This is a genomic window from Halorubrum sp. GN12_10-3_MGM, from assembly GCF_005435235.1.
Taxonomy (GTDB): Archaea; Halobacteriota; Halobacteria; order Halobacteriales; family Haloferacaceae; genus Halorubrum; species Halorubrum ezzemoulense.
Map to the genome: position 1 here is coordinate 119,373 of NZ_SGUB01000001.1, position 16,010 is coordinate 135,382.

Genomic DNA, 16,010 nt, shown 5'->3' on the forward strand with positions numbered 1-16,010 from the left:
GATGTTGATATCGGCTACTTGAGGCGAGTAATGCCTTACTGTCACGAGGAGCACACAGGCGACAGAAAGGTCGCAGGAAGCGAGCAACGCGAGTGACTGAGGGGACCAAAGCGAGCGTGTACGCTCCTCGCGACGGAGTATTAGAATCCTCAGCGACTAACCTCTGTGTCGTAGTACCGAGCGGCTGGGCTCTGGTTTCTGTCCTGAGCCTGCGGCGGTATTAACATAAGGTCGCAGAATGAGGCGGTAAAAAGATCAAGTGGTTCATGCGCTCGTTCGACCGCATCAAGAAGGGAGATTGATTGTACCGGTTTAGATTTTCTGGAGCGAGAAGCGACGCCCGAGCCGGTGATGAGGCTCGGTATCCAGCTCCATGTGGTTGGACTACCACTTCGGCATACCGTTTCCGTTTACGGCGCTAGACTGGAGATGTTTGTCTGTGCCTCAAGCGTCGTCGCATCCTGCTCACTGTACGCTTCGACAGCCAAGAACTGGCCAGAGAAAAGTTCATTTTCCTTCTCTGGACCGCTGAGTTCATACAATTCGCTGTTCACAATAACGCGTGCAATGACTTCGATGCTTTCACCAGCCCCAAGCAGGAGATGGCCCGTCTTGCTATCATCGCCGAGTGTGTTATAATTGCCTGCGTAGCTCGGGATCTTTGTCCGTGCTGAAACGTTACCTGACGGATCATTGAAATTACCGCTGTTGAAATTCGGTGCAGTGTCTCGATCGATGAGCGCCACACTGCCTCCCGAACTGTTTGGATCAATAAAATCGGAAGTAGCTGCAATGAACTGTACGTCAACTCCTGCAGGAACATCAACTTCTCGGTTGCCGCTTTGGCCCGTAAACGCGTCGTTAGTAGCAGGACTGGTGTATTCCGGGTTCCGGAGTGGGTTGGCGACCTCAACGTAGAGGTCATTGGTCGTCTGATTCTTTAGCGTGTACGCCGGGCGGGCTGACGTAACTCCGTCAGTGTTGACGCCTTTACCCCCGTTGTGGTCGCTAGCGAAATCAAGTCTGACTTGACCGTTGGTATTGACCGTGTCGACGAACTCGGAATCCGTGTTCGGAATAATACCGAGGTACGCTGCTCCGTCTCCTGCGACATCGACTGCCATCCCCCGTTCGGTACGGACGGTATCCAGCGCACCAGTCCCCGTTGCAGCTGCCCCGCCGGCAGCGAGCGATCCCATACCGATCAGGAATTTGCGTCGTTCCATGTCGTATCTCACCTGTGTTCGCGCACCCCCGCAACCCGGTCGTCCGGGCCGGGAGCGCTCGGATAATCCATACGGGGCATGGTACTTCGTTATGAAATTCTCGACACGATCACGCACCGGGCTCGATAACGCGACGTGAGCGCCTCAATACGGGTCGACCGCTCCTCGCGGCCCGTATCGAGCCGCGCTTGAACCCGACGTGGAGACGCTGAAGCCGGCACCTGAAGCGCTCGCCGCGTCTCAAACACTCCCTGAAAACCCGCGACGACCCCGCTCCGCGGTTCAACTGTCTCTCGAGGAACCGACGAGCCGAACGTTTTCTCATCACGTTTCTTAAATTAACAGGTTAATTATCCAACCTATTTATGATAGACACAATCACACATTATAAGCGAAAATCGCCGGTTCACGGGAGGGGGACCCGCCGGCGCGGAACCAGGTGATCACATCGATGCTCTCCACAGCGACAACGACCTACGGGGCGGGGCGAAACGGCGGCGGCGAACTGTCCGAAGACGAGATCTTCAAACTGCTGTCGAACAGGCGCCGCCGGTTCGTCATCCACGCGCTCAAGCGCGCGGACGAGCCGGTCGAGGTCTCGGATCTCTCCACGCACGTCACCGCGTGGGAGCGTGGCGTCGATCCGGAGGAGGTCCGGTACGAGGACCGACGGAACGTGTATAGCACCCTCCAGCGGACGCACCTGCCGAAACTGGAGGAGAAGAACGTGGTCACGATCGACGACGAGGAGAACCTCGTCGCGCCGACGCCCGAACTCGAGGAGCTCGACATCTACGTCGAGGTACTCCGGAGCAGAGAGATCCCGTGGAGCCTCTACTACGTCGGGCTCGCGGGCCTCGCCGCTTCGCTCCTGCTCGCCGTCGCTACGGGAACGCCGGGGTTCGCCGGGCTCGAAGCGATCGACGTGGGAGTGTTCACTGCAACCGTCTTCGGAATCTCTTCGGTCGCTCACCACGTGATCGGCCGCCAAGCACGCCTCGGAAACACGGAGAAACCACCCGAAATCCGCCGGCGAGAATGAGTATCCCGGCCCGGATGTCGTCGACCCGCGTGCGGCCCCTCCGCGCGCTGAGCCTCGTGCTCGCGTTCACCGCTGCGGTCGGACTGGTCTTCGGCACCGCCGGATTCACCGCGATGGAGGCCGAGCGGGGGCTCGCGGTCACCGTGACGAACGACACGAGCGCGTACCTCGGCTACGCGCCGCTCAGCGACGAGGTCCGCGACGGAGAGCTGACGGCAGTCGTCGAGTACCGCAACCGGTTCGGGAGCGGCCTCGACGACATCGACGTCGACGTATCGATCGCGCCGTCCGGATCGCCACGTGCGACGATCGAGTCAGTCGACTCCCCCTCGTCGCTCGACGAGGGCGCCGCCGCCGCGGTCGACGTCACCCTGCGCTGCCCGGTGCGGGAGCGAGTCCCGCTCGTCTTCGAGGTCGACGGGAACGGCGGCGGGGTGAGCGTCTCGCTCAGCCGCGTCCACACCGTCACCTGCGTCCCGACGAGCTCGATGGTGACCGGCGTCCGGTACGCGGGCGTCGGGAACGCCTTCGTCGAGGCGGGCGGGGAACGCGCGACCGTCGAGGCGACCGTTTGGCTCACCGACTCCGTCCCGGGTGCGAACGGTTCCGAGGGGAGTCTCCGGTCTGAAACTGTCGCGAGCCTGAATCCGTCGAGTCCAGTGCGGCCGCAGCTATCGACTAACGCGTCGAACGAGCGGATCGTCGGCGTCGCGTTCCCCGAGCAGGGGGTCGCGTACTTCCACCCGGGGTGGAACGGAGCGAACCACGTCGCTCCGAGAGAGGGCCCCGGCGTCAGACGAACGGGGGTTCCGCTCGACGCCGAAACCGTCCGGAACACGTCCGTCGTCGAGGACGAGTGACCCCGTTCACAGCTCGATTCGCTCGCCGACCTCGGGCGCGCTCGCGTCGACCCCGTCCGCGCGCAGGTCCGCGGCGAACGCCTCGCAGCGGTCGCCGTGGTTCACCAGCACGCGCGCGTCCCGGTACGCGTCGAGGAACGACTCCAGCCCCTCGCGGTCGGCGTGCGCGGAGAAGTCGTACGACGCCACCCGCGCGCTCACGGGCCTGACCTGCCCGTTCAGCTCCAACTGCCCGCGCTCCTGTAGCTCGCGGCCGGGCGTCCCCTCCACCTGATACCCCGTGAGCGTCACGAGGTTCGTCGGGCTCGTCCTGATCTCCGGGAGGTACGTCTGGACCGGGCCGCCCGCGAGCATCCCGGAGGTGGTGACGATCAGCGCGCTCTCGGCGGCGACCCGCTTCCGCTGGCCGTCGCGGCCCGTGACGACGCGCGCCTGCCCGACCGCCTCCCCGAACGCGTCGGCGTCACGGAGGAACGACGGGTACCGCCGGAGCGTTTCCGTCACCCCGACGCCCATCCCGTCCACGTACGGCGTGAGGTCGTTCGCGGCCGCGACGAGGAGCATCTCCTGCGTCCGGCCGATGGCGAACGCGGGCGCGACGACGGTGCCGCCCTCCCAGAGGGTCCGCTCGACGCGCTCGGCCCACGCCGACTCCACCGCGGCGCGGTCCTCGTGCGTCACGTCCGCGTAGGTGGACTCACAGATCACCGCGTCGGCGTCGGGGCGCGCCGTCGTCCCCGCGACCAGCCGCTGGTCGTCGGTGTGGAAGTCGCCGGTGTACAGCAGCCGAGTGTCTCCGTCGTCGACGAGGACGTGCGCCGAGCCCGGAATGTGCCCGGCCGAGAACAGCGTCACCTCGTAGCCGCCGCCGTCGATCCCGCCCGCGACCGGGAAGGGGTCGCCGTAGCCGTGTCGCACCTCCACTTCGCCCAACCGCGCGACGTGCTCGGCGCCGAACGGGCACAGCGGGCTGTTCCCGTGGAGCTTCAGCGTGTCCTCGGCGAGCGTCCGCGCGAGCTCCCCGGTCGGCGGCGTCCAGTGGATCGGCGGGCGGCGGTCGCCCTTCAGCAGCGCGGGGACCGCGCCGACGTGGTCGAGGTGTCCGTGCGAGACGACGACCGCGTCGGGCTCGGGATCGCGAACCGGGTACTGCGGCGGCTCCGCGGTCATCAGTCCGTAGTCCACGAGCAGCGCGTCGTCGACGAGGAGGGCGCTCCGCCCCACCTCGCGGGCGCCGCCGAGGAACTCGATCTCCATCGAGGGACCGTAGCGGCCGCTGGCGTTAGTGTCCGTCGGTCGGCCGAGCGGCGCTGTCGACCGCAGTGAGTCACTCACTTGGGCGACCGACCTCGCCGACCGCGGTCAGTCGATCCGCTCGGCGGCGTCGCGCTGGACGAGCGGATCGACGTTCTCGACGGGCAGTGAGACCACGTCCTCGCTCGCGAGCTCGTACTCCCGCTCGTCGACGCCGAAGATCGCTCCCACGTCGCGGGTGATCCGCACCGTGGCTCGCTCGGTGGGCCGGTCAGGCTTCGAACCGGCACCCGGCTCCGCAGCCGCGTCCGATCCGCCCCCTGCCGGCGACTCGGGGATCGCTCCCCCGTCCGTCGTCGCGCCGGGGTCGGCCCCCTCGTCCGTGTCTCCCGCGGGGCGATCGCCCGGGACCGTGCCGCTGTCGCCAATCGCGCTGTCGCCGATCGTGTCGTCGGCGTCGGCCGCGTCGTCGGCCCCGACCGCTCCCGGAGGCGCCGGTTCGGGGGGCACCGGCGTCGGACCCTCGCCGCCGTTGGACGCGGACTCGGGGTCGGGCGCCGGGCGGTCCTCGTTCGGCTCCGGCTCGGCGTCGGCGGAGGAGTCTCCCCCGTCGCCGCCCATCGCGCCGGCGAGGGCGCCGGCGTCGCCCGACGCCGTAGCGGCGTCCGACGGCTCGGGTTCCGGGTCGGCGGGAGCCGCGTCCGCGTCCGACGGCTCGGGGCCACCGTCGGGTGAGTCGGTGTCTGCCCGACTCGGGTCCGGCGTCCTCGCTTCGGGGGCCGAGGACCCCTCCTCGGTCCTGAGCGGCCGGTCGTCGCCGTCCGCGGTCGCGGACTCGTCCGGGACCGGCGACTCGCCCGCGAGCACGTCGAGCACCGCTGACTTGTTCGCGCTGATGCGCTCGACGAGGTCGTCGAACAGCCGCCGCTCCTCGGACGTCATTCCCTCCTCGTCGACGGACATGTCGGCCGCGGCGAAGGAGGCGAGCTTGACGACCTTCCCGACCCGGCGCTCGTAGAGCGCCTCGGCGACCTCCTCCGCGGTCTCCACCTCGTCGGAGAGCCGGCGGACGTCGTCGTCGGAGAACGGGTTCTCGACCTGCTCGGCGCGGCGGTCGCGCGCGGCGCGCAGGTCCGCGACGTACGCGCCCACGTCGTCGTAAAACGAGTCCCGCAGGTGCTGGAGGCTGTCCTTCCGGCGCTCCTTCGCCTGCGCGGATCGGAGTTCGTCGAGGTTCATTTGTCGTCGGTCATCGTTCGGGAGCTTTCCGCGCCTCGCCGCGGGCCATCAGGAAGGCTCCCGCGAACTCGGGCACGGTGTTTCTACCGGATTCAACTCTGACGCGCTCGCCGTTTAATTCTACCGTCCGATCCGCGTCCGTCTCGATCCGGATCTCGCGGCCGACGAACCGGTCCGGGACCGCGTCCCGGAGCGGGTCGAAGTCGGCGAGCTCGTCGCGGTCGAGCGGCGTGACGACGAGCGCGGAGCCGCCGTGGAGCGTCCCCGGGAGCCGGATGAGCCGCCGGGTATCGGTCGTCACCGGCTCGTCGATCGGCGCGGCGTCGGTCGCGGCGACGCGCGCGGCGAGCGCGGAGACGAGCCGGCGGACGCCCGGCCCGCCGGCCTCCACGTTGCCCTCGCGCACGGCGGTCGGGTTCCGGTCAAACGCGCCGCGGATCGTCTCCGCGCGCCCCTCGCCGATCCCGTCGAGTTCCATGAGGCGCTCGCGCGCGGCCTCGTCGCCCATCTCGCGGAGGTCGTCGGCGTACTCGACCAGCGCGTCGTGAACGCGCGCGCCCCACCCGCCCTCGGTGCGGAGGACGCGCTTCGTTGTCCCCCGGTCGGAGACCGTCCGGATCAGTCCGTCGCTGTCGAGGTCGATGGCGCGCACGTAGTCGACGATCTCGCGGCGCGCCTCGCTGTCCAACTCCCGCACGCTCTCGTCCCGGACGTGGACGTGGTAGCCCCGCCCGCCGGAGAAGACGACCGTCACGTCTTCGAACGCGAAGTCGTCGTCGATGAAGTCCAGCAGCCGCACGAGCGCGTCCTTACACGCCGCCAGCATCTCCGGGTAGGAGGTGGTCTCGGGGTCGACGCCGGGGAGGTGGTCGGCGTCCAGGTCGAAGACGAGGTCGGCGTTCCGCCACCCCTTCTGCCCCATCGTCGTCGCTCCGGGGTCGTCGTAGCGCGCGGCCGAGAAGTAGGCGTGCCGGGGCGCGTTGTCGGCGAAGAAGGTGTCCACGTCGCCGAGGTCGTACAGCGACTGGTGACGGACCATCGTCGTCCCCGACCCGGGGGTCCACGGGATGTGCCCCCACTCGCGGAGGTTCGCGTCGGGGGGGAGCGACAGCGACACCGACCGGTAGTAGTCGCCGAACCGCCCCCGGAGGTACTCGCGAGTCCGGTCGTCCATTCGTCTCCTCTTGTACCCGCGGTCGACGTATCAACGTTACCGTTCGCCGGTGTCCGCGACAGCACTCATCGAAAAGACGCGGCGGCGCGTGGCGACGAGCGCTCGAAGAGCGCGAGCCGCGAGGCTGGGGAGGCGTGGGGCGCTGCGCGGTACGGGCGCGGCCCCGCGGCTGGGAATTTGCGGTGTCCTCTGTCGAACTACGATCCATATGTGTAACCAGGCGGCCGTGATTTGGCCTCAGGCCCTCTCCTCGTCACTGACCGTCGACAGCATTTAGTCCGGCACCGTCGTCGGCCGAACACGGCCGGTCCCCATGCTCGACGAGACACTCGACCTGCTCATCGACGAGGTCGCAAAGCTGGTCCCCGATGTCGTGTTGGGCGCGATATTTCTGGTGACCGGTCTCCTGACGGCGATGCTCGGTGTGGCGACGCTTCTCGGCGTGGCGACGGTCGGGTGGTCACCGCGGTTCGGCGGGGTACTGACCGCCGTCGGCGCACTCCTCGTGGTCGGCGTGGTCGTCTGGTGGTATCGATGACCCTCCGGATCCGGTGAGCCCTCAGTCAGTCGCGAGAGTCTCGGCGACGGCGCCCCGTCAACCGCTCGACACCCTTCCGGCCACAACACTATCCGGGACCGCTCCGTACCGAGTGGTATGCGTTCGGAAGAGGAGATCAGAGAGCAGTACGAGTTCCTGCGCGAGCAGTTGGACGACGAAGAGATGAACCACCGCGGCGTCGAGGAGCTGTTCGCGCACTACAAGCGCGCGCTCGGCTGGGTGTTAGAAGAAGAACACATGTGAGCGGCGTACAACACGTTTATTACGCTCTACCTGCTATCGTCAGGTGACGCTTCGTCTGGAGGGCCGAAGCGTCAGCGGGGACCAATCGGCAGGCTCGACGCGGCTTTTTTCCGCGTCGGGCGTGCCTTCTTCGAGCGCGAATCCGACAGCGTCCGGCATATCCTGCTTCGATAGCGCCTCGCACGCCCTGATCCGATCGCGCCTCGCCTCCGTCTCGTCGCGCCCGATCGGAGCCGCTCGGTTTCTCTCCGATCGGCGCCCTGCTCCGACAGCCAGTCGTTCCTGTGAGCCGCGGGTTCCGGGCACGTATCAGGTAACCGTAACGACTTCCCATCGCCGAATACCCGCTCTATTTCGGATGACAGTTACGGAGTTGACAGAACGAACCCGTCGGTTACGGAGGCGTAGGTGCCGCCGGCTGGTCGTATGAGGACAGATGTAACGGTATATTTATTTATTTTCGGATAATATGTCTAAGCAGTCGTATGTATGACCTCACAGGTTTTCAGCGAGACCTGCTCTACGTGATCGCGGGGCTCGACGAGCCGCACGGGCTGGCCATCAAGGAGGAACTCGAAGAGTACTACGAAAAGGAGATCCACCACGGCCGCCTCTACCCGAACCTCGACACGCTCGTCGAGAAGGGGCTCGTCGAGAAGGGCCAGCGCGACCGCCGCACCAACTACTACACGCTGACCCGCCGCGGCCGCCGCGAGATCGAGGCCCGGACCGACTGGGAAGCCGAGTACATCGAGCACTGACCCGGCCGCCCGCCGCTCCCGCACTCGGTCGATAGCCGTCGGCCTCTCTTCTTCCTCGCCGTTTTTGCGATGCTCCTGTCGCGCCGCCTCGAACGGTTGGATTCAAGTCCGCCCCGGCGGAAGCGGAGCGTATGCAACCGGGAGATCGCGTCCGCGTCGAGCGCGGGGGCGTCACCAACGAGGGCGTACTGCTCCCCTCCACGACGCGCGACCACCTCGTCGTCAAGCTGGACGGCGGCTACAACGTCGGCATCGACCGCGAGGCGGCCGATGTCGAGGTGCTGGACTCCGCCGCCCGCGAGGTCGACCCTGCGGCCGAGACCGACGACGAAGCCGACGCCACCTCCGAGATCACCTTCGACGAGGACCTCCCCACCGTCTCGCTCATCTCCACCGGCGGGACGATCGCCTCCACCGTCGACTACCGGACCGGCGCCGTCACCGCGCAGTTCGACGCCGAGGACGTCCTCCGCGCCGTCCCAGAACTCGCCGGGCGCGCGAACTACCGCGGGCGCGTCGTCGCGAACATCCTCTCGGAGAACATGGAGCCGTCCATCTGGCGCGACCTCGCCGACGCGGTCGCCGAGGAGATCGAGGCCGGCGCCGACGGCGTCGTCGTGATGCACGGCACCGACACGATGCAGTACTCCGCGTCCGCGCTATCCTTTATGCTCGACTCGCCCGTCCCGGTCGTGTTCACGGGGAGCCAGCGCTCCGCGGACCGGCCCTCGTCGGACAACGTGATGAACGCGGTGTGCGCCGTCGAGGCCGTGAAGGCCGAGCATAGCGAGACCCTCGTCTGTATGCACGCCGACCCCTCCGACGACGCCTGCGCGCTCCACCGCGGCACGCGCGTCCGCAAGAATCACACCTCGCGCCGGGACGCCTTCGAGACGGTCGGCGCCGCGCCCCTCGGGCTGATCGACTACGAGCGCGCCGCGGAGGCGGGCGCCGACGGTGACGCGGCCGACGCTGCGATCGAGTGGAACCGCGAGCCGCGCTCGCGGGGCGGAACCGACGGGAGCGACGCGGCCGACGGCGACGCGATCGCGCTTGAGCCCTACCTCGACGGCGACGTGGAGCTGGTGAAGTTCACGCCCGGAATGGACCCGGCCGCGTGGGCGTACCTCGACGACAAGGACGGCGTCGTGATCGAGGGCACCGGGCTCGGCCACGTCCACACCGACCTCATCCCGCGGATCGAGGAGCTGGTCGAGGGCGGGACTGTCGTCGCGATGACGAGCCAGTGCCTCGAAGGTCGGGTCTGCGACCGCGTGTACGACACCGGCCGCGACCTGCTGGACGCCGGCGTCGTCGAGGCGGGCGACACCCTCCCCGGAACCGCGAAGGTGAAGCTGATGTGGGCGCTCGCGAACCGCGCGGACCCCGCCGACGCGATGACGCGTGACCTCGCGGGCGAGCTGACAGAGGAGTCGCGGCCCTGGCGATGAGCGAGGCAGCCGACGACGCCGACGAGGCCGACGCAGCGCCGACCGTCGTCGTCCGCGAGGCGCGCCCGGCCGACGCCGACGCGGTCGCGGCGTTCACCCGCGACACGTGGGGCGAGCGCCACGAGGACTACATCCCTCGCGTGTTCCCGGAGTGGGCCGCGTCCGACGACCCGGACCGCGGCACCTTCGTGGCGACGCTCCCCCCGGACGCCGCCGACGTGGGCGACCTCGACGGCAGAGACGCGGGCGACACGCACGTCACGGGCGACGGCGACGGCGCCGCCGACGCGGGCGACCCCGAGGCGGTCGTCGGCTGTATCCAGGGCGCGCTCCTCAGCGAGTGGGAGGCGTGGGGACAGGGGATCCGCGTCGACCCCGCCGCGCGCGGCCACGGCGTCGGGACCGCCCTCTCGGAGGCGGTGCTCGACTGGGCGCGCGGACGCGGCGCGACCGTCTGCCGCAACATGGTGTTCTCGTGGAACGTCATGGGACTCGGCCAGTCGCGCGCGGTCGGCTTCGACCCCGCGACGGAGTTCCGGTTCGCGGAGCCGGCGCCCGACCCGGACGCAATCGACCGCGACGCCGCCGGTCTCGACCGTCTCCCCGACCCCGACCCGAACGCGGCGTGGGCGTTCTGGAGCGACAGCGCCGCCCGCGACCGCCTGCGCGGCCTCGCGCTCGACCCGGACGAGTCGTGGGCCTGCTCCCGGCTCACCCGCGACGAGCTCGCGACAGCGGCCGCCGAGGACCGACTGCTCGCGGTTGCCGACGCCGACGCGCTCGCCGGCTTCGCGGTCCGGACCCGCGTGACGGAGCGCGAGGTCGACGGCGAGCCCACGCGGACCGCGGTCTACGGCGTCGCCGCGTGGCGCGACGTCGGCGCGGCGGGCGCGCTGTACGACGCGATCGCCGCCGACGCCGCGGCGGCGGACGCCGACCGCGCTCGCGTGCTGATCCCCGAGACGGTCGAGCACGTCAGCGACACCGGCGCGAACCGCGTGCCGGTCGCGGCGGAGCCGGACTTCGTCATGTGCGCCGACCTCACCGGTGGAGACGGATGACCCTCTTCGGTCTCGCTCTCCCGTGGTCGCTGCCGCTCACGCTCGTGATCTACGGCGTCGTCGTCGCCGCCGCGGTGTGGATCTACCGCGACGCGAGGGCGCGCGGGAGCCGCTACGCGGTCGTTTGGGCCGCCTCGACGCTCCTCTTCACGATCGTTCCGGTGCTGGCGTACCTCTATCTCCACCGCGACGCCGGTCCGGCGCGCTAAATTGGTCGCGCGCGGCACCGGTCCGAGCCCCCCGCCGAACCCCCGGCCGCTTATGTACGCCGACCCGGAACGACCGACGGATGCCCTCCTCTCGCCCGCCCGACGGGTTGCGCGCGCTGGCCCGCGGCCGTCGTCCCCGAGTCCTCTCGGTCGCGCTCGCGAACCTGCTCCCGCTCGTCGGCGTGGTCTCGCTCGGCTGGAACGCGGCCGCGCTGATGACGCTGTACTGGTTCGAACTCGGGATCGCCTCCGGGTGGGCGCTCGTCCGCGCGCTGTTCGCCGGACGCCCGTCCGAGATAGAACGCGACGGGCTGCTCATCGGCCCGCTCGCACAGCGACGGGTCGCCCTGTCGATCCCGTGGACCGGCGTTCAGGTCCGGCTCTCGTCGCTGCTCGTCCTCCCCGTCGCCGCGCCGATCCTCGCGGTCGTCTGGCTGGTCGTCGGCACGCTCACGGTCGGCGTCGTCGTCGAGGAGGGGACCGTCTCGACCGTGGTCGACACGGTCGCGCTCGCGACGCTCGCCCTCTTCATCGGCGAGGGGGTCACGACGCTCGTCGAGTACTTCGGTCGCGGCGAGCACCGGGATCACAGCGCGCAGACCGCGATCCAAGGCGTGTTCGCTCAGGGCGCGGCGATCTTCTTCGGCGCGCTGTTCACCGTCACGATCGTCGGCGCGGGAACGCTGGAGGAGGACACGCCGATCTCTGCGATCGATCCGGACGCGATCGGGATTCCCCTCCTGCTCGGCATCGTCGCGGTGAAGTTCGCTTTCGACCTCGCGAGCCTGTACGGCGACCGACTGGCCGCGTTCGACGAGTCGTCGTCGCTCGATCTGGGGCTCTCCTACGACCCGCCCGCGGCCGAGCCGGTCGACGGATCGCTCGCGAAGCCGACCGAGACGGTCCGCCAGCCCCGCCGCGCTCGTCTCGCCGGGGCGCTGACGACGCCGCTCGGCCACCCGGGGCTCTGGTACGTCGGCGGGGGCCTCGCGCTCCTCGGCCTCCTGTTCGCGTTCGGCGGCGACTGGGGGACCGTCGCCCTCCTCCTCGCGGCCGCGCTCGCGGTCCCGCTCGCGCTCGCCGCGCTCGACCACGAACTCCGGCACGGGCTCGTCGAGTACCGCGCCGGCGACGGCGCGCTCGTCGCGCGCGACCGCCTGTCCGGCGCGACGATGTGGCGCGTCGAGCCGTGGGACGAGACGGATCTGCGGGTGGAGCGCCGGCGGCTCGACCGGCGGCTCGGGACCGAGACCGTCGTGATCGAACTGCGCGACGACGAGTACCGGATCCCGGGCCTCGACGACCCGGAGCCTGTCCTCGACGTGTTCGATCGGCGGCCGGACCGGCCGGACGGCTGACGGCTATCGATATCGATACGCGAACCCGAACGCCTAATTGGTCCCGTCTCGCCCGTGGAGACATGGTTGCGACGCTGCCGGACCTCCTCCGACTCGTCGTCGTCCCCGTGTTCGCGTGGGCGGCGATCCGGGACGTCCGGACCCGGCGCCTCCCGAACAGGCTGTGGCCGCCGCTGTACCTGTTCGGCGCGCTGCTTCTGGTCTGGGAGATTGTGACGATCTGGCCTCTCGGGGGGTTCGTGGAGATGCGATTCCTGGTGCGAGTCGCGATCAGTCTGCTTTTCGTCGCGCCGCTGGGCTACGCGTTCTGGTACCTCGGGGCGTTCGGCGGCGCCGACGCCAAGGCGATGATCGCGCTCGCGGTGCTCTTCCCGACGTTCCCGGCGTACGACCTCGCCGGGGTCACGCTCCCGCTCGTCGACACCCAGCTCGGCGTGTTCTCGCTGACGATCCTCACGAACACCGTCCTCCTCGGGCTCGCGTACCCGGTCGGCCTCGCCGTCTTCAACCTCGTCCGCGGCGAGGCCTCGCGGCTCATGTTCTTCGCGCGACCGGTCGCGACCGACTCGCTGCCCGACCGGCACGGGCGGCTGTTCGAGGACCCCGACGGGCCGACCCGGAACGGCCTCGATCTCGACGCGCTCCGGATGTATCTCCGGTGGCGCGGCCGCACGCTCGCCGACGTGCGGGCCGACCCCGACGACCTCCGCGACCCCGCCTCGGTCGGCGAGACGTTCGCCCCGACCGACGGCGGGACCCACGTCGGTCCGCGGACCGACGGGGGGCGCGCAGTTGACGACGCGCCTACCGACGGGGGGCGCGCAGTTGACGACGCGCCCACCGACGGAGGACGGGCAGTTGACGACGCGGCCCCGGACGGCGGGCATGCGGCCGACGCGGAGACCGACAGCGACGCCGACCGCGAGTCCGACGACCCGTGGGCGGCAGAGCGGTTCCTAGACGAGATCGATCACGGCGCGTACGGCACCGACGCCGCGACGCTCCGCGAGGGCCTCGACGTCGTCGCCCGCGAGGACCGCGTGCTGGTCTCGCCCGGGATGCCGTTCGTCGTCCCGATGGCGGTCGGACTCGTCGCCTCGCTGACGTACGGCGACGCGCTGTTCGCGGCGCTGGGCGCGCTCGGGCTGGTGTGAGCCGACACTGACGACGCCATTTATAAACATATGAGCGGTGCGGCGGCGTGTGCCGACGAGCGGCCGCAGGCCGCGAGTCGCACGCGCGAGGGAGTTGCTGGCCCCGGAGCGAAGCGGAGGGCGCCAGCGACGAGGCTGGGGAGGCGTGAGGTGCGGCTGCTGTGCGGTCGGGTGAGACTCAAAGGGGCAGTCGCGATTCCCGCGAGCGAAGCGAGCGGGAATCGCGGCTGGGGCTTTGGAGGCGTTCGCCGCCGATCGCCAATCGCTCTTTTATCGGCGAGCAGCTGCGACTTTAGCGGTTTTTACCGCCGATCGGCGATCGACGATCCGTAAGCGATCAACGACGACCTCCCCGTCTCGCTAGCTCCCAGCGCGGAGGGCGGCCGCCGTCAGTACCCGCGTTCCGACCGGGCGCTTCACGAACTCCCCGAGGTCGCGGCCGACGAGGTCGCCGACCCCGCGCTGGGCCGCCACGTCGAGCAGCCGCTGGTCGACGGTGCCGTCGACAACGACGGCTCGCGGCGCGGGCTCGGCCCCCTCCACCGCGTCGAACGCGTCTCCCGCGTCGACCTCATCGACGACGCCGAACTCGTCGCCGAGGAGCCGGGCGCGGCCGGTCTCGCCGTCGACGACCTCGTCGACGTGCGCCGCGATCGACCGCGGTTCGTCGTGCTCGCCGGTCGCGCCGTCCGTCGGTTCCTCGTTCGCGGTCGCGCCGTCCGAAGGTTCCTCGTCCGCGGTCGCGTTGTCGCTAGCCATCTCGTCCGCGGTCGCGTCGCCTCCGGACACCTCGTCGGTCTCTCCGGCGGCGTCGTCCGCGACGGTGTCGGTACCGCCGGCTTCTTCGGGAGTTGACGCCGAATCCGCCGGTTCTACTTCGCCACCGGAGGCGGACGCGCCGCTCGTTCCGGCGACTTCGGCGTCGGCGTCCGTCGCGTCGCGCGATTCGGTCGTCGACCCGGCAGTCGGCGGCTCGGTCGATTCGGGCGACGGGTCGACCGCGTCGCCGCCCGCGGAACCGCTCGGCACCGCGCCGCCGTCGCCGACGCGCGCGGCCGACTCGGGACCGTCGTCGTCGGGTGCCACGTCGTCGGTAGTCGTCCCGTCGCTGACGGACGCCCCGTCGCCGTCCTCGGGATCCTCGTCGCCGGCGGCCGCTCGGAGATCGCCGGCGTCCGCGAGGCTCGCGTACGGGACCTTCCCGCGGAGCGCCTCGAAGACGGCGTCGCGGTCGAGGTCCTCGACGGACTCGCCGGGCGGCGCGAACGCGACGTAGTCCACGTCGCCCACCTGCGCGAGCTCGCGGAGGATGAGCTCCCCGCCGCGGTCGCCGTCGAGGAACGCGGTGACGGTCCGGTCGGCGGTCAGCTCGGCGACCGCCTCGGGGACGTTCGTCCCCTCGACCGCGACGGCGTTCTTGATCCCGCAGTCGAGCAGCGTGAGCACGTCGGCGCGGCCCTCGACGACGATGACGGCGTCTGAGTCGCCGACGCGCGGCCCGGCCGGGAGCCCCTCGTAGTCGACGATGCCCTCGACGCGGGCGGCGTCGCGCACCTCGTCTAACACGTCGCTGCTCGCGAGGCTCGTCTCCTCGAAGCCGCCCGCGATCAGCTCCTTTGCGCGCTCGACGACCTCGCGGCGCTTGGCCGCCCGTACGTCCTCGATGCTCGTCACCTCGACGGAGGCGTGACAGGGGCCGATGCGATCGATCGTCTCCAGCGCGGCGGCCAGGATCGCGGTCTCGACCTTGTCCAGGCTCGACGCGACGGTGACCTCGCCGAACGACTGGCCGTTCTCGGACTCGACGGAGACGTCGATCCGACCCACGCGCGAGGACTCCTGGAGGTCCCGGAGGTCCAGCTCGTCGCCGAGCAGCCCCTCCGTCTGGCCGAACACCGCCCCGACGACGTCGCTCCGCTCGACGACGCCGTCGGCCGCGATGGTGGCGTGTATCAGGTATTTCTCTGTGTCTTTCATGAGTGGTGAATGGTGATAGCGGGCGGTAGCGCCCGTCCGTGTATCGTTGCGCTCCTCGCGGAAAATAGCTATCGCCACGTCCCTCCGGCAACAGTTATCGAAGAAAATTTCTCTTCGATATGTGTGTTCGAACTTATTCGATAGCTCTTTGTGTTTATAGTCGTAGTTTCATTGTACATGACGCGCTTACGGAGCGATCTCGTTTGGATACCGACGTTCGCGATACTCGTTGCGTTCGCGGTGCCGTGGCCGCTGTGGGGCGTCGACCGCGTCGCCGCCGGGCTCCCGGTGTGGATCTGGTGGCACGTGGCGTGGCTCGGGCTGTGTGCGGGCCTGTTCGCGCTGTTCGTCCGGAGCGGCGCGTGGGAGCGCGGGATGGGCAGGCGGGTGGGGACCGACGCCGTGGCCGCAGATTCCGCGGCCGCCGACACCGTGGCCACAG

Annotated in this window: 15 protein-coding genes and 2 pseudogenes; 12 read left to right on the forward strand and 5 right to left on the reverse strand. The window is 69.4% G+C overall.

The features are described from left to right. Nucleotides 1–266: 266 nt before the first annotated feature. A pseudogene (locus tag EXE47_RS19340) lies at nucleotides 267–411 on the forward strand (IS6 family transposase); the annotation flags it as partial. Here the strand turns inward: EXE47_RS19340 and EXE47_RS00660 are convergent. Next, nucleotides 411–1,226: a hypothetical protein gene (locus tag EXE47_RS00660; RefSeq protein WP_137703501.1), complete on the reverse strand. Its 816-nt coding sequence runs from the start codon at nucleotides 1,224–1,226 to the stop codon at nucleotides 411–413. The pseudogene EXE47_RS19340 and the gene EXE47_RS00660 overlap by 1 nt on opposite strands. 451 nt (nucleotides 1,227–1,677) lie before the next feature. Here EXE47_RS00660 and EXE47_RS00665 point away from each other — a divergent pair, with 451 nt between their 5' ends. After that, entirely contained in the window at nucleotides 1,678–2,268 is a 591-nt protein-coding gene (locus tag EXE47_RS00665; protein WP_089308413.1) for a transcriptional regulator, read from the forward strand. Further along, the gene (locus EXE47_RS00670; RefSeq protein WP_241988199.1) at nucleotides 2,265–3,128 is read left to right on the forward strand and encodes a hypothetical protein; all 864 of its coding nucleotides are present in this window, start codon (nucleotides 2,265–2,267) and stop codon (nucleotides 3,126–3,128) included. Before EXE47_RS00665 ends, EXE47_RS00670 begins: the two co-directional genes overlap by 4 nt. Before the next feature lie 6 nt (nucleotides 3,129–3,134). On the opposite strand, the gene EXE47_RS00675 is transcribed toward EXE47_RS00670, so the two are convergent. The 3 genes from EXE47_RS00675 to priS all read right to left on the reverse strand — a co-directional run bounded on the left by EXE47_RS00675 (nucleotide 3,135) and on the right by priS (nucleotide 6,795). Continuing rightward, nucleotides 3,135–4,385, reverse strand: a complete 1,251-nt coding sequence (locus EXE47_RS00675; protein WP_089308326.1) for an MBL fold metallo-hydrolase — start codon at nucleotides 4,383–4,385, stop codon at nucleotides 3,135–3,137. A 105-nt stretch (nucleotides 4,386–4,490) separates the two neighbouring features. Beyond that, on the reverse strand, nucleotides 4,491–5,621 hold the full coding sequence (locus EXE47_RS00680; RefSeq protein WP_089308325.1) for a hypothetical protein: 1,131 nt from the start codon (nucleotides 5,619–5,621) through the stop codon (nucleotides 4,491–4,493). 10 nt (nucleotides 5,622–5,631) lie between these two features. Then, nucleotides 5,632–6,795, reverse strand: a complete 1,164-nt coding sequence (gene priS, locus EXE47_RS00685; RefSeq protein ID WP_089308324.1) for a DNA primase small subunit PriS — start codon at nucleotides 6,793–6,795, stop codon at nucleotides 5,632–5,634. 313 nt (nucleotides 6,796–7,108) lie between these two features. Here priS and EXE47_RS00690 point away from each other — a divergent pair, with 313 nt between their 5' ends. From EXE47_RS00690 to EXE47_RS00720, 8 genes are all read left to right on the forward strand, one after another. Then, on the forward strand, nucleotides 7,109–7,333 hold the full coding sequence (locus tag EXE47_RS00690; RefSeq protein ID WP_049930346.1) for a hypothetical protein: 225 nt from the start codon (nucleotides 7,109–7,111) through the stop codon (nucleotides 7,331–7,333). 117 nt (nucleotides 7,334–7,450) lie between these two features. Then, entirely contained in the window at nucleotides 7,451–7,597 is a 147-nt protein-coding gene (locus EXE47_RS18590) for a hypothetical protein (protein WP_167373080.1), read from the forward strand. Between the two features lie 485 nt (nucleotides 7,598–8,082). Beyond that, nucleotides 8,083–8,358, forward strand: a complete 276-nt coding sequence (locus EXE47_RS00695; protein ID WP_004597247.1) for a PadR family transcriptional regulator — start codon at nucleotides 8,083–8,085, stop codon at nucleotides 8,356–8,358. A gap of 131 nt (nucleotides 8,359–8,489) precedes the next feature. Continuing rightward, complete coding sequence (gatD, locus tag EXE47_RS00700; protein ID WP_089308323.1) at nucleotides 8,490–9,809, forward strand: Glu-tRNA(Gln) amidotransferase subunit GatD; 1,320 nt, start codon at nucleotides 8,490–8,492, stop codon at nucleotides 9,807–9,809. After that, complete coding sequence (locus EXE47_RS00705) at nucleotides 9,806–10,870, forward strand: GNAT family N-acetyltransferase (RefSeq protein ID WP_089308322.1); 1,065 nt, start codon at nucleotides 9,806–9,808, stop codon at nucleotides 10,868–10,870. The genes gatD and EXE47_RS00705 overlap by 4 nt, the downstream gene beginning before the upstream one ends. Then, nucleotides 10,867–11,079, forward strand: coding sequence for a hypothetical protein (locus EXE47_RS00710; protein WP_049930351.1), 213 nt, complete (start codon nucleotides 10,867–10,869; stop codon nucleotides 11,077–11,079). Before EXE47_RS00705 ends, EXE47_RS00710 begins: the two co-directional genes overlap by 4 nt. A gap of 80 nt (nucleotides 11,080–11,159) precedes the next feature. Further along, the gene (locus EXE47_RS00715) at nucleotides 11,160–12,437 is read left to right on the forward strand and encodes a DUF6498-containing protein (RefSeq protein WP_089308321.1); all 1,278 of its coding nucleotides are present in this window, start codon (nucleotides 11,160–11,162) and stop codon (nucleotides 12,435–12,437) included. A gap of 62 nt (nucleotides 12,438–12,499) precedes the next feature. Then, the gene (locus EXE47_RS00720) at nucleotides 12,500–13,591 is read left to right on the forward strand and encodes an A24 family peptidase (protein WP_049930356.1); all 1,092 of its coding nucleotides are present in this window, start codon (nucleotides 12,500–12,502) and stop codon (nucleotides 13,589–13,591) included. Nucleotides 13,592–13,951: 360 nt separating this feature from the next. Here EXE47_RS00720 and dnaG read toward each other — a convergent pair whose 3' ends face one another. Beyond that, a complete protein-coding gene (gene dnaG, locus EXE47_RS00725; protein ID WP_089308320.1) occupies nucleotides 13,952–15,568 on the reverse strand; it encodes a DNA primase DnaG in 1,617 nt (538 codons plus the stop codon). A gap of 177 nt (nucleotides 15,569–15,745) precedes the next feature. On the opposite strand from dnaG, the pseudogene EXE47_RS00730 reads away from it, so the two are divergent. After that, nucleotides 15,746–15,952: pseudogene (locus tag EXE47_RS00730) on the forward strand (hypothetical protein); the annotation flags it as partial. Between the last annotated feature and the right edge of the window lie 58 nt (nucleotides 15,953–16,010).